We start from the raw sequence: 12965 nt of genomic DNA, 5'->3' as shown, positions 1-12965 counted from the left end.
TACTGCTATTTTCCAATTATACAGAAGATCATACTGCTTGGATCGCAGTAAATCCGTCACTTTTTAGAATTAATAAACAATACGTCGAATTTTATGACTGTTTGTCAACTTGGCATCTTTACCTTGGCCCCGAATTCATGATGAAATCGAATTTGCGCATCCACCGCGCCAAAAATGAATAACGCAAATCACGTATTTTGCCCCACCATACGGAGTTCTTCAGACATGTCCGGGAAAACAGAAATGCGCCACGGCGGTCGTATTCTGGTTGATCAATTGGCCCTGCACGGCGCGGAACGCGTCTTTCTGGTGCCAGGTGAAAGCTATCTTGCCGTCCTTGATGGTCTGGTTGACCATCCCGCGATTGATCCGATCATTTGCCGTCAGGAAGGCGGTGCCGCCATCATGGCCGAGGCCTATGGCAAACTGACCGGAAAGCCCGGCATCTGCATGGTCACGCGCGGCCCCGGTGCCACCAATGCATCGGCTGGCGTGCATGTCGCCCATCAGGACAGCACACCGATGATCCTTCTGGTCGGGCAGATCGGGCGCGACATGGTGGATCGCGAAGCATTTCAGGAAGTCGACTATCGCAAGATGTTCGAACCGCTCGCCAAATGGGTCGGGCAGATTGATGACATCAACCGTATCCCGGAATATATCAGCCACGCCTATCACATCGCGACATCGGGGCGCCCCGGCCCGGTGGTTCTGGCCCTGCCAGAAGACATGCTGTCCTCAAGCTCCGAGGTAGCAGACGCCAAACCCTATGTCCCGATCGAGGCCAAAACAGCCCCCGAAGATGTCGCACGTTTCCGCGATGCACTTTCCAGGGCCAAACAACCGATCATGATCGTTGGCGGGGGCAGCTGGACCCGGGAAGCGACGGAAAACCTTAAATCGTTTGCATTTCGAAACAATGTTGCCATCGCGACATCCTTCCGCTGTCAGGACTATATCCCCAACACGCACAGCCACTTTGTCGGCGATGTCGGCATCGGGATCAATCCCAGGCTTGCCGAATTCATCCGTGACAGTGATCTGGTGATTTTGGTCGGCTCGCGCATGGGGGAAATGACCAGCAGCGGCTATAGCCTGCTTGATATCCCCTGCCCGAAACAGAAGCTGGTTCATGTCTATGCCGGGCCAGATGAACTGGGTCGGGTTTATCGCCCGGATGTCGCGATCAACGCGTCACAGCGATCCTTCCTGCGTGCCATTGCGATGATGGAGCCGGTTGATGGGTCTGCCCGTGACGAGATGATTGAAACCGCCCATGCGGCCTATGTCGCCTTTTCCACCCCGCTTGATACGCCGGGCGATGTCAAGATGGCCCATGTGATTGCGGAATTGCGCGACAAACTGCCCGACAATGCCATTGTCACCAACGGGGCGGGAAATTATGCCGCCTTCCTGCATCGTTTCTTCCGCTATCGGGAATATCGCACCGAACTGGCCCCGACATCGGGTTCGATGGGTTATGGCCTTCCGGCGTCAGTGTCGGCCAAGCTTGCCCACCCCGATCGCCCGGTGGTCTGCCTTGCTGGTGACGGGTGCTTTTTGATGCATGGGCAGGAATTCGCCACCGCCGTTCAATATGGCGCAAACATCATCACCATCGTCGTCAATAACGGTATGTTCGGCACCATCCGCATGCATCAGGAACGCAACTATCCCGGTCGCGTTTCGGGCACCGAACTTCATAACCCGGATTTTGCGGCCTATGCGGTGGCCTTTGGCGGGCACGGCGAAACCGTCACGCGGACCGAGGATTTCGGCCCGGCCTTTGACCGTGCGGTTGCCAGTGGCAAACCCGCGATCATCGAAGTCCAGGTCGACCCACAGGCCTTAACCCCGATCAAGACCCTTGATCAGATACGGGCAGGCAGCTGAGTCGCGCTACTGAGTTCTGAGGATTTTGGGCGGGATCAGCGTTTGGAAATGCTGATCTCGCCGCTTTCAAGGCCTGCTTTAAGCGCATCAACGGCGATGGCAAGCTTCTCGTCAATCACATGCAGATAGGCCGTCCAGTCTGAAAGCTTCTTAAGCTCTTCCTTGCCATCTGAAATGCCACGAAGCCCGATCAGCGGCACATCAAATTTGTGGCAGGCCCGCAGAATGGCAAAGCTTTCCATATCGACCATATCGGCATCAATCACGTCATAGGCCGCCCCCGACACCACATTGGCCCCGGTCGACAAACGGGCTTCGGGGATGCCCGGAATGCGCAGTTCCATGCTGATCTCGGCAGGCAGATTCACAAACGGCGTACAGCCCTTTTCAAAACCCAGAACCGATGCGTCCATGTCGCGATAGGATACGGAAATCGCCTGATAAACCTCGGCCTGTTCCAGGGTCCGCGACCCGGCCGAGCCCAGTGTGACCACAAGATCGGGCAGATCATCGGAAAGTTTCAGCTCGGTCAGTGCCGCGGTCAGATTAATCGCAGCCTCCACTGGCCCAACCCCGATCATCAATGGCGTAAAACGCGCTTTGAGGTAGTCGCCATACTCCGCCGGTGCCGCCATACAAAACAGCACGTTATGGCCAGAAAGGTTGTGAAGGTATCCGCGCATCTCTGATCTTCCGGATTTTTAAATCAATAACTGCACCTTAAGGGCAGGCCCACGTTTTCGCAGCCCCAAATCAGGCAATGACTTTAAATTTCCTGATCGGGTCAAGCCACCGCAGAACGGTTTGGCGCAAACAGCTTGGCAAGGAACCCAAGGCCCAGAACAAGCGCAAGCCCGTCAAAGAAGGCCATGGTCAATACGCCAATTGCTGCAAACCCGGTATTTTCAAGAAGCGGCTCGAAGCACTGATCGTTGATTTCCATGAGCAAGCCGATGATAAGCAGATAGGCTCCGTAACGCTCGGAAAGTTCGTTCAGAATGTGCTGCTTTTCAGCCACTTCTGCGCCGTAACCACGTTTTGTGAGCATTTCTCGCATTTCGAGGAAGACCCCGAACGCGACCAGAATAACCGCAACGTCTTCTTCAAGTGTCACATCCGCATCGAAAATGCCGACTTCAAATGCAAAAGACAGGGTTGCGAAATGTGCCCAGCCGGTCATCACAACCATAGCCATGACCAGAATGGTCCAGATCGCCAGCGAGACCGGATGAGTGGTGAAAACGAAAAACAGCTTCTTCATTGTATGCCCCCAAACATCAAACCACCCTTTTCCAGTTGGTCCGGCACAGGGCAAACTCATCACATTGATTCCTAGCTGAGCGGAACCGGCCGATAAAGCAACTTTTTGAAAATCGGTTATATTTGGCGGGGAAGAATGGCGCACCCGACAGGATTCGAACCTGTGGCCTTTGCCTTCGGAGGGCAACGCTCTATCCAGCTGAGCTACGGGTGCGCAATATAAGGTGCCACGACTGGATCAAGTGGCCCGAGTGCGATGGGTGATACAGGTTTTGGCCCGAACGGGCAAGGGTTTTTGAACCCTGTCCGATCATGTCAGTATCACCGTATCGGGTTAAGGTAACCTTGCCGCCAGAACAGCGCAATCAGCTTTCAACATCACGCCGGTCATAGGGGTCGCGCACGATCCAGGTGCCGTTCCATTCACGGTCCTGTTCGCGGCGTTGCAGGCGTTCCATCCGGTTCATCATCAGCTGGGCGGCAAAGTCGCTGTGATCAAATTCCAGAACCGCCTCGTAAAGCGGTTTGGCCTTGTCAAACGCCCCTTCGCGGTAATGGGTCATCGCGGTTTCATATTTGGACCGCCAGTCGCGCCGTTCGTCGGAAAGCTGACCGCCAGGGGCAAGAACCTCGTAGAGGTAAACCACATGCTCCGTGCCCAGAAGCACCACATGATCAAGATCGCGCATTTCGATCTCGCCTGCGGCCATATTGGCGGTTTCATGGGATGCCAGAATGCGCGTGCCATAAACCCGGTTGGCCTTTTCCAGACGGTTGGCATAGTTCACACAATCGCCAACCACCGTATAGGCCCGTGATTTATCCGTACCGATCGATCCCACAACCACCTCGCCGGTTGCAATCCCGATCCGGATATCAAGACCATGATCACCAATCAGATCGGCATATTTGGTCTTGAGCGCGTTAAAGCGCGCAACCTGTTCAAGCGCGGCCTGACAGGCATGACGGGCATGGGCATTTTCCCCGCAAAACGGCGGGCCCCAAAAACCGATCACCCGGTCACCGACGAAATTGTCGATGATGCCGCTATGGTTTGAAATCGGTTCGGTCATTGCGGTCAGATAGTCATTCAGGAAATCGACCAGTTTTTCTGGCGGCGTATGTTCGGCCAGCCAGTCAAACCCGGTCAGATTGACGACACTGACGGTCATTACACGCTTTTCGGAGTTTTCAAGCGCGGTTTCCTGATTGATCAGATTGTTGATCACCTTGGGATCAACATATTTGCCAAACCGTTCGCGCATCCGGAACCGCACCCGCAATTCGCGCGACATGCGGTTAAAGGCATCGGCAAGACGGGCGAAATCCCCCTTGCCCTTGAAATCAAGGCTGGTGTCGAGCTTGCCCGACTGAATATCGTTAAGCGCATTGGTGGTTTTGCGGACAGCCACCACCACCGCATGGGCCATATAATAGGCCAGCGACACACCGATAATCACCGCGCCCAGCATCATGATGAATTCGGCCTGAATCAGGAAATCCTCGCTGCGCGAAACACTTTCGACCGTATCAGCGGCATATTTTTCAAGGCGCAAGATCTCGTTGCGCAGATCAAGGACGATATTGCGATGAAGGCCACGGACGATATTTTCCTGCCGCTGGGCATCCATAAGGTCGCCATCCCCCACCCGGCTGAGCAACCGTTCCATACCCAGTGAAAACTGCGCGGAAACATCGGCGAATTCACGCATCCGCACATCAAGATCAAGCAAGACCCCGTTTTCAAAATGGCTTGATGCCTGCGCCCGGCCAAGGGCAGCAAAGGTAAAGGTCTTGCGGAAGGCCTGCTCGATCTGGGCTTGCTTGGCCGCAATCTCGATCTCGATACCATTGAGAAGCGGCGCATGCGGTCCGTCATTTTCGACCACGCGCATATAGCGATCCAGAAGCGAAATCTGTTCAAGCTGACGGACGCGAACATCGGAAAGCGCATCCTTGACCGGTGTGACATAGCGCGACACCGCTTCAAGATCGCCATTAATGCCAAGGGACTGGATCACCGAGAAACCGGTCGCCACAAAAAGCCACACGACAAAAAAGGCCGCGACACCCAGGAACTTTGCCCGAATGGTCCTTAGCATGCCGGTCCTGATCCTCCGAAAATCCGTTTATTGCTGGCATATCGGGGTTCCAACGCGTTTAGACAACCCGCGAAATGCCCCGCAACCGATTAAAAATGCTACCTGATCACCGATCAACGGTCAAAAAGCAATCATGATTGCGTGCAGGAATAATTTTCTGCGGAAGTGCGTGCAACCCAGCGGCGGATATCCCCGATCACCACCGGCCCGTTCAGATCACGCAGCAACATGTGATATCCCGCATCATACAGGCAACGGTGATAGGACACCAATTGTGTCTGGGATAAATCACGATCAAGGGCCGCGACCGCGTCAGGCGGAATGACCTGATCCTGCTTGCCTGACAGCAACAGGGTCGGAACCCTGATGTCGCGTGCCCGCCTGCGCGCCAGATCCATCAGGTCGGCAATACCGGCAATCAGATCAACCCGAACCGCAGACATCATATGGGGATCGCGCGACAAACGGCGAAGCATCTCGATATTGTCAGACGGCCAGATATCAAGCCCCCTCCCGGTCAGGGGTAACCAGGGCAGGCTGTGCGAAATGATGGCAAGCGGGGCGGTCTGATACCATGGCATCATGTCACGGTTCCAGACTGCGGGCGCCACAAGGATCAAACCATCCATCAGATGCCCGCGACTGGCCGCGGTCACAATGGCAACCGCACCGCCCATCGAATTCCCCAGAAGATAGATCGGCGTTTGCGGATATTTTGCCCGCAAAAGCCCCAGGGCATCGCTGGCATCATTGACCATGGTATTGATGCCCGCCCAGAACGGACGCGACGGACTGCGCCCGAAACCGCGCTGGTCAAAGGCATAAACCGCAATCCCCGCCGGGCCGATGGCATCGCCCAGCTCCATAAAGGCATTGGCGTAATCCCCCATCCCGTGCAGGGCAAGGATCACCGCATCGGGATGCTCGATATCACCCCAATGTTGCAGGGCAAGCCCGGTACCGTCACTGGTGCGAAAAACATCTGGCCCCAGCGCAGTTGTGGCAACCGGCGGCCCCGCAGGTTTGATCGTCGGCGCACAGGCCGTCAGACCCGTCATCAAAAGACAGGTCGCACAGAAGCGCCAAAGCGATCGGATCATCAAGGGGAACACCAACAAAACAAACGGGTAAGCCGATTTCAAAAATCTGTTCAGACAGTTAAGGCCAAAATGAAAAACCCCGCAAGAAATTGCGGGGTTTTGTCAAAATCATGCCAGCAAGGACAGACGGCTGATGCTAATCACGCAGCCTGTCCGGCGCGGAGCTTGTCATTATCGCGGGTCAGCATCAGGAAGATGTCTTCAAGATCGCCTTCCTCGGTTGACAGATCCTTGATCGCAAGACCGCTGCCCTGAACGGCCTGAAGGATTTCGGCCATCTGGGTGTTGCTCGGGCGATAGTGAAGGGCGATCTGGTTTTCCGATTTCAGTTCTCCCCCCCACGGGGCAAAGACATCGGGCACGGCATTAAGCTCGTTATTCACCGTCAGAACCAGCGTCTTGTGATCAATCCGGCGCAGCAGGGTGCGCTTGTCTTCATGGGCAATGACATTGCCCTTGTTGATGATCGCGATTTCATCACAAAGTTCTTCGGCTTCTTCAAGGTAATGGGTGGTCAGAATGATCGTCACACCGGCTTCGTTAAGCTTTTTGACATAGGCCCAAAGCTGCTGGCGCAGTTCGATATCGACACCGGCGGTCGGTTCATCAAGAACCAGAACCGGCGGGGTATGAACCATTGCCTTGCCGACCAGAAGGCGGCGACGCATCCCGCCCGAAAGCGATCTTGCGTGCGAGTCTGCCTTGTCAGACAGGCCAAGAGCGGCCAGAATCTCGTCCGTGCGGCGTTCCGGTTTGGGCACGCCATAAAGACCTGCCTGCAATTCCATCACCTGACGCGGGGTGAAAAATGCATCAAGGTTCAGTTCCTGAGGCACGATCCCGATGGCACAGCGTGCGGCACGCATCTGGGCTTCGATATCATAGCCCCAGATTTTTGCCGTCCCGCTGGTCTTGGTGACAAGACCGGCCAGAATGTTGATAAAGGTAGATTTTCCGGCCCCGTTCGGCCCCAGAAGGGCGAAAAACGAGCCACGGGGAATTTTCAGCGAAACATTATCAAGGGCCAGTTTTTCACCATTTGACCCCTTGTAGATCTTGGTCAAGCCTTCGACTTCGATGGCATAGTCGGGCATTGCTGTCATAAGTCAGTGATCTCCACTCTTTTCCGCGTCGTCTGTTTGCGCTAAGACGATGGGGCGCCAAGCGTATGCGGAAGTATTGATTGAATATGCCCAATCGGTATCATTCCCGGGAAACCGGGGTCAATGCAAAGCACAGCACGCGGCCAATCCCGATGGTCACACAAGCCTGAAACAGGCAAACTTGGAACTGGATATATGAAGATCACCGAAGAAATCAAAGTCGGCACCCTGAATGTTGCCTGCGACGGCGGTAAAGGTCACCTCGGCCACCCGACGGTTTACCTCAATCTCGAGGACAAGGGCGAGGTGGTCTGCCCGTACTGCTCAAAAAAATATATCTTCGACAAATCCCAGGCTGATCACGCAGCACATTGATCTGCCGCACTCGTAAACGAGTACAAGCATTGCGCGGGGGCCTTTGCGCCCCTATCTGACGCAAGCTCTGCGGATTAATCATCTGTCGTCTGCCTTTGCTGCTGTGAATGCTTTCACGGCCAATTCCACGGGGAACTTCCATGACGTCTTCATCGCCTACGCTCAACAGCTACCGCGCTCTGCCGGATCCGGACGGACATTTTGGCAATTTTGGCGGCCGTTTTGTCGCCGAAACCCTGATGCCGCTGATCCTTGAGCTCGAACAGGCTTACAAAGACGCCAAAAGCGACCCTGCCTTCAAAAAGGAGATGGATTACTATCTCCGTCATTATGTTGGCCGTGCGAACCCGCTTTATTTCGCCGAACGCCTGACCGAGGAACTCGGCGGTGCAAAGATCTATTTCAAGCGCGAGGACCTCAACCATACCGGCGCGCACAAGATCAATAACTGCATCGGCCAGATCCTTTTGGCCAAGCGCATGGGCAAAACCCGCATCATCGCCGAAACCGGCGCCGGTCAGCATGGTGTTGCCACCGCGACCGTTTGCGCACGCTTTGGCCTGCCCTGCACGGTTTACATGGGTTCCAAGGATATCGAACGCCAGTCGCCCAACGTGTTCCGCATGCGTTTGCTCGGTGCTGAAGTCAAACCGGTTGTCTCGGGTTCCTGTTCGCTGAAAGACGCGATGAACGAAGCGCTTCGCGACTGGGTGACCAATGTCGAAGATACCTTCTACATCATCGGAACAGCGGCCGGTCCGCATCCCTATCCGGAACTGGTTCGTGATTTCCAGTCGGTGATTGGCAACGAAGCCAAGGAACAGATCCTTGAAGCCGAAGGCCGCCTGCCCGATCAGGTCATTGCAGCCGTTGGTGGCGGATCAAATGCCATTGGCCTGTTCCACCCGTTCCTTGATGACAAGGATGTCGAAGTGGTTGGCGTCGAAGCCGCCGGTCACGGCATTCATACCGGCAAACATGCCGCCAGCCTGTCGGCCGGCAAGCCGGGCGTTCTGCATGGCAACCGCACCTATCTTCTGATGGATGACGATGGCCAGATCAAGGAAGCCGACTCGATTTCGGCCGGTCTTGATTATCCGGGCATCGGCCCGGAACACAGCTGGCTCAAGGATATCGGGCGTGCCCGTTACGAGCCGATTGGCGACAAGGAAGCCCTTGCGGCCTTCAAACTGTGTTCGGAACTTGAAGGCATCATTCCGGCACTGGAATGCAGCCATGCCATCGCGCAGGTGATGAAAGAAGCACCGAAAATGGGCAAGGACAAAATCATCCTCATGTGTCTGAGTGGCCGGGGTGACAAGGACATCTTTACCGTGGCCGAAGCACTGGGAGTTAAATTGTGAGCGACGCTATCATCGGCGGCAAGGACCGCATCGCCAAACGTTTTGCCAAGCTCAAGGAAGAAGGCCGCGCAGGTCTTGTGACCTTTATCACCGCAGGTGATCCGGACCCGGAAGCATCGTTTGAAATCCTCAAAGCCCTGCCCGAAGCAGGTGCGGACATCATCGAACTGGGCATGCCCTTTACCGATCCGATGGCCGATGGCCCCGCCATCCAGGAAGCATCAAACCGTGCGCTGGCCGCAGGCATGCATATGCGCAAGACCCTGTCTTTGGTTCGCGGTTTCCGTGATCAGGATCATGAAACGCCGATCATTCTGATGGGCTATTACAACCCGATCTATATCTATGGGGTTGCCGAATTCCTTGAAGATGCACGCAATGCCGGTGTTGATGGCCTGATCGTTGTTGATCTGCCGCCCGAAGAAGATGCCGAACTCTGTGTCCCGACCGTCGAAAAGGGACTTTCGTTCATTCGCCTGACCACCCCGACCTCTGATGACAAGCGTCTTCCGAAACTTGTTCAGAATACGTCGGGCTTTGTTTACTATGTCTCGGTTGCCGGCGTCACCGGTGCCGGATCGGCCAGCAATGATCAGATTATCGAAGCGATGGCACGTCTGCGCCGTCATACCGATCTTCCGATTGCGGTCGGCTTTGGCATCAAGACGGCAGAGCAGGCCGCCGATGTTGCCAAACAGGCCGATGCCGCCGTGGTCGGATCGGCAATCGTATCAAAAATTGCCGAAAGTCTTGACGAAAACGGCAAGGCCACCGATAAGACCGCCTCTATGGTTACCGGCCTTGTGCGCGAGCTTGCAAACGGGGTCAGAAACGCGCGCAAATGAGCGCGGCGTTTGTAAAAGAACCGATATAGACAGAACCAAGGATCAGTATCCGATATGTCGTGGCTGACTGAATTCGTCCGTCCAAAGATTCAGAAACTCGTTCGTCGTCCAGATGTGCCAGAGAACCTTTGGCACAAATGCAAATCGTGCGAACAGATGATCTTTCACCGTGATCTGGCAAAGAACAATCATGTTTGCCAGCATTGCGGACATCACATGCGGATTTCCGCCAAGGACCGTCTTGAGCTCCTGTTTGATGGTGGCAAATACCAGACCATCGAACTGCCGAATGTTCCGGTCGATCCGCTGAAATTCCGCGATCAGAAAAAATACACCGAACGCCTCAAAGCCGCACAGGCCAAAGCAACCTACAAGGATGCGCTGGCGGTGGCCCATGGCGAGGTCGGTGGTCATCCGACCGTCATTGCCGTTTTCGACTTCTCCTTCATGGGCGGGTCGATGGGCATCGCGGTTGGCGAAGGCATTGTTGCCGCGGCCGAACTGGCAACGGTTCAGGATGCGGCACTGATCATCGTTCCGGCATCGGGCGGTGCCCGTATGCAGGAAGGCATTCTCAGCCTGATGCAGATGGCGCGTACCACGGCCGCGATCGAAAAGGTCAAGGAAAAGGGCCTGCCCTATTTCGTGCTCCTGACCGATCCGACCACCGGTGGCGTTTCGGCATCCTTTGCGATGCTGGGCGATATCCAGATTGCCGAACCGGGCGCACAGATCGGCTTTGCCGGTCGCCGCGTGATCGAAAGCACCATCCGCGAAAAGCTGCCCGATGATTTCCAGACTGCCGAATATCTTCTGGAACACGGCATGGTTGATATGGTTGTCCCGCGTAATGAACTCAACGCGACCTTTGGCCGTCTGATCGACATGATCCGCCGCACCAAACCGGGTGCAAGTATCGTTCCGATCAAGGATGCCAAAGGCAAGGCTTCCAAATCCAAGACCCCGAGTGCGGATAAGTAACTTGGCCCGAAGCGACGCAATTCTTGCTCGCCTTGGCAAGCTGCACCCGAAAGTCATTGATCTTTCGCTAGGGCGGATTACCCGGCTTCTTGAAAAGCTGGGTAATCCGCATCTTTCGTTGCCGCCGGTAATCCATCTGGCGGGCACCAACGGCAAGGGCTCCACCCAGGCATATCTGCGCGCCATCTATGAGGCCGCCGGATTGCGGGTACATTGTTCGACATCCCCGCATCTTGTGCGGTTTCATGAACGCATCACCCTTGCCGGTGAAATGATTTCCGAAGACGCCCTTTGCGACCTGCTTGAAGAAGTCGAGACGGTCAATAACGGCGAATCCATCACATTTTTCGAAATCACACAGGCCGCAGCCTTTCTTGCCTTTGCGCGGGTTCCGGCCGATGTGCTCATCCTTGAAACCGGGCTGGGCGGGCGTGTTGATGCATCGAACGTGATTGATAAACCGGCGACCACCGTGATCACGCCGATCTCGCTTGATCATCAGGGCTTCCTTGGCGACACCATCGCCAAGATCGCCTTTGAAAAGGCCGGGATCATGAAACCGGGCGTGATCAGCATTCTTGCCCCGCAGATGCTTGAAGCCTTTAACACGCTTGTCACCCGTGCCAACGCGATCAATGCCCCGGTATTTTGCGACTTTGAAGTTTCAGAGGAACGCGAAGACGGCTTTACCATGCGCATTGGCACCAATCACATTGATCTGCCGCTTCCGGCTCTTCCCGGGCGGCACCAGTTTGTGAATGCGGCCACCGCCATCGCGACCGTCCGCCGGGCCAAAATTCCCGGCTGTGATGGCCGGAATGTCGATATCCTTGCCACGGGCCTTAAAAACGCCAGATGGCCTGCACGGCTTCAAAAACTGACCTCAGGGCCGCTTTTTGATCTTCTGCCCGATGGCTGTGAGCTTATTCTGGATGGTGGCCACAATATTGCTGCTGCCGGGGTGATTTCCGACTGGCTGTCGCGACAGGAAGGTGGCGATACGGTCGTCATGATGGGCATGCTTGATAACCGCGATGCCACGGCGTTCCTTGAACCGCTTGCCGACCGGATTACCGCCCTTGCCGGTGTTCCGATCCCCGGCGAACATCAGGCACATCTGCCCGTAACCCTGCGCGATGCGGCAATGTCATGCGGGATCAAATCCGCCTATGCCTGTGATGATTTCAAGGATGCGGTGTCCGCCTTGCTGACCACCTGTCCCCGTCCGAAACGGGTTCTGATCCTTGGATCGCTGTATCTGGCCGGTTTGATTCTGGAAAATCATTCCTGATCAGGAATATATAAGAATTTTCTTAATCAATCTGTCAATATCACCGTCCAACATCAAGTGACCAGCCGATTCAAGGATGATTGCATCCGCCGATGGCAGATGGTCGAGATAGGCCTGAAAATGCTCAAAACCGACGATGCGGTCATCCCGGCTGTGACAGAAATGCATTAATTTACAATCTTCTAAAGTACAAACTTCATCTTCTGTCAAAGTGAATTCGTCTATTTCCCAGTCTGTTAGCCCCCAAAACGGTGATGCCACAATGAAAACGGCCGACAGGCTCTTGTTTTCACGCCAGATATCAGGGTTCCGCGCCAGATATTGCAAGATCACCGACCCGCCCAGCGAATGTCCGACCAGAACTGCACCTTTGCTCGCCTTTGAAACCACCCTATCAACCCCCGAAAGCCAGGCGTCAATGCCGGGACGTTCAGGATCGGGCATATCGGGAGCAATCAGATCAAATCTGGTCCCCAGCCGGGATGTCAGGCGTTCAATCAGTCTGCTACTGCCATTGTCACCGCCTTGCGGCCCGGCACTATGAATGAAAATCAGATCGCGGCGCATCACGCTATCCTCGCCTTGTTCCGGTTCAAAGGGGGACGGATTTAGATGGTCTTGCCAGACAGTCTGGTCAAATGGTCTGGTAAA

General features: G+C 55.2%; 12 protein-coding genes and 1 tRNA gene. 6 read left to right on the top strand and 7 right to left on the bottom strand.

Annotation, left to right across the window (positions count from 1 at the left end; translation table 11 throughout):
* Positions 1-225: 225 nt before the first annotated feature.
* Positions 226-1893 (top strand): thiamine pyrophosphate-binding protein, encoded by a 1668-nt coding sequence (locus TH30_RS02445; RefSeq protein ID WP_114096483.1) that lies wholly within the window; start codon positions 226-228, stop codon positions 1891-1893.
* A 35-nt stretch (positions 1894-1928) separates the two neighbouring features.
* On the opposite strand, the gene TH30_RS02440 is transcribed toward TH30_RS02445, so the two are convergent.
* From TH30_RS02440 to TH30_RS02415, 6 genes are all read right to left on the bottom strand, one after another.
* On the bottom strand, positions 1929-2576 hold the full coding sequence (locus TH30_RS02440) for a 5'-methylthioadenosine/S-adenosylhomocysteine nucleosidase (RefSeq protein ID WP_114096482.1): 648 nt from the start codon (positions 2574-2576) through the stop codon (positions 1929-1931).
* A 101-nt stretch (positions 2577-2677) separates the two neighbouring features.
* Positions 2678-3154 carry a hypothetical protein gene (locus TH30_RS02435; protein ID WP_114096481.1) on the bottom strand — a complete coding sequence of 159 codons (477 nt, stop codon included), beginning with the start codon at positions 3152-3154 and terminating at the stop codon, positions 2678-2680.
* Positions 3155-3290: 136 nt separating this feature from the next.
* Positions 3291-3367, bottom strand: a tRNA-Arg gene (locus tag TH30_RS02430).
* Positions 3368-3518: 151 nt separating this feature from the next.
* Positions 3519-5255, bottom strand: coding sequence for an adenylate/guanylate cyclase domain-containing protein (locus tag TH30_RS02425; RefSeq protein WP_114096480.1), 1737 nt, complete (start codon positions 5253-5255; stop codon positions 3519-3521).
* Between the two features lie 131 nt (positions 5256-5386).
* Positions 5387-6355, bottom strand: coding sequence for an alpha/beta hydrolase (locus TH30_RS02420; RefSeq protein WP_258548581.1), 969 nt, complete (start codon positions 6353-6355; stop codon positions 5387-5389).
* Between the two features lie 140 nt (positions 6356-6495).
* Positions 6496-7458 carry an ABC transporter ATP-binding protein gene (locus TH30_RS02415; RefSeq protein WP_114096479.1) on the bottom strand — a complete coding sequence of 321 codons (963 nt, stop codon included), beginning with the start codon at positions 7456-7458 and terminating at the stop codon, positions 6496-6498.
* Between the two features lie 195 nt (positions 7459-7653).
* Here TH30_RS02415 and TH30_RS02410 point away from each other — a divergent pair, with 195 nt between their 5' ends.
* From TH30_RS02410 to TH30_RS02390, 5 genes are all read left to right on the top strand, one after another.
* Positions 7654-7833 (top strand): zinc-finger domain-containing protein, encoded by a 180-nt coding sequence (locus TH30_RS02410; RefSeq protein WP_101247009.1) that lies wholly within the window; start codon positions 7654-7656, stop codon positions 7831-7833.
* Positions 7834-7973: 140 nt separating this feature from the next.
* On the top strand, positions 7974-9197 hold the full coding sequence (gene trpB / locus TH30_RS02405; protein ID WP_114096478.1) for a tryptophan synthase subunit beta: 1224 nt from the start codon (positions 7974-7976) through the stop codon (positions 9195-9197).
* On the top strand, positions 9194-10042 hold the full coding sequence (trpA, locus tag TH30_RS02400; protein WP_114096477.1) for a tryptophan synthase subunit alpha: 849 nt from the start codon (positions 9194-9196) through the stop codon (positions 10040-10042). Before trpB ends, trpA begins: the two co-directional genes overlap by 4 nt.
* A 54-nt stretch (positions 10043-10096) precedes the next feature.
* Positions 10097-11023 carry an acetyl-CoA carboxylase, carboxyltransferase subunit beta gene (gene accD / locus TH30_RS02395; protein ID WP_114096476.1) on the top strand — a complete coding sequence of 309 codons (927 nt, stop codon included), beginning with the start codon at positions 10097-10099 and terminating at the stop codon, positions 11021-11023.
* A 1-nt stretch (position 11024) separates the two neighbouring features.
* On the top strand, positions 11025-12314 hold the full coding sequence (locus TH30_RS02390; protein WP_114096475.1) for a bifunctional folylpolyglutamate synthase/dihydrofolate synthase: 1290 nt from the start codon (positions 11025-11027) through the stop codon (positions 12312-12314).
* On the opposite strand, the gene TH30_RS02385 is transcribed toward TH30_RS02390, so the two are convergent.
* Positions 12315-12881, bottom strand: a complete 567-nt coding sequence (locus TH30_RS02385; protein ID WP_114096474.1) for an alpha/beta fold hydrolase — start codon at positions 12879-12881, stop codon at positions 12315-12317.
* Positions 12882-12965 lie beyond the last annotated feature (84 nt).

It is taken from the genome of Thalassospira profundimaris, from assembly GCF_003326795.1.
GTDB classification, from domain to species: Bacteria; Pseudomonadota; Alphaproteobacteria; order Rhodospirillales; family Thalassospiraceae; genus Thalassospira; species Thalassospira profundimaris_C.
This window is presented reverse-complemented; position numbering and strand designations above follow the sequence as displayed.

Excerpts from the sequence above, each read along its gene's own strand:
- TH30_RS02420 (WP_258548581.1), bottom strand. The coding sequence starts at position 6,355 with ATGATCCGATCGCTTTGGCGCTTCTGTGCGACCTGTCTTTTGATGACG.
- TH30_RS02425 (WP_114096480.1), bottom strand. The coding sequence starts at position 5,255 with ATGCTAAGGACCATTCGGGCAAAGTTCCTGGGTGTCGCGGCCTTTTTT.
- TH30_RS02440 (WP_114096482.1), bottom strand. The coding sequence starts at position 2,576 with ATGCGCGGATACCTTCACAACCTTTCTGGCCATAACGTGCTGTTTTGT.
- TH30_RS02445 (WP_114096483.1), top strand. The coding sequence starts at position 226 with ATGTCCGGGAAAACAGAAATGCGCCACGGCGGTCGTATTCTGGTTGAT.
- TH30_RS02385 (WP_114096474.1), bottom strand. The coding sequence starts at position 12,881 with ATGCGCCGCGATCTGATTTTCATTCATAGTGCCGGGCCGCAAGGCGGT.
- TH30_RS02410 (WP_101247009.1), top strand. The coding sequence starts at position 7,654 with ATGAAGATCACCGAAGAAATCAAAGTCGGCACCCTGAATGTTGCCTGC.
- TH30_RS02435 (WP_114096481.1), bottom strand. The coding sequence starts at position 3,154 with ATGAAGAAGCTGTTTTTCGTTTTCACCACTCATCCGGTCTCGCTGGCG.
- accD (WP_114096476.1), top strand. The coding sequence starts at position 10,097 with ATGTCGTGGCTGACTGAATTCGTCCGTCCAAAGATTCAGAAACTCGTT.
- trpB (WP_114096478.1), top strand. The coding sequence starts at position 7,974 with ATGACGTCTTCATCGCCTACGCTCAACAGCTACCGCGCTCTGCCGGAT.
- TH30_RS02415 (WP_114096479.1), bottom strand. The coding sequence starts at position 7,458 with ATGACAGCAATGCCCGACTATGCCATCGAAGTCGAAGGCTTGACCAAG.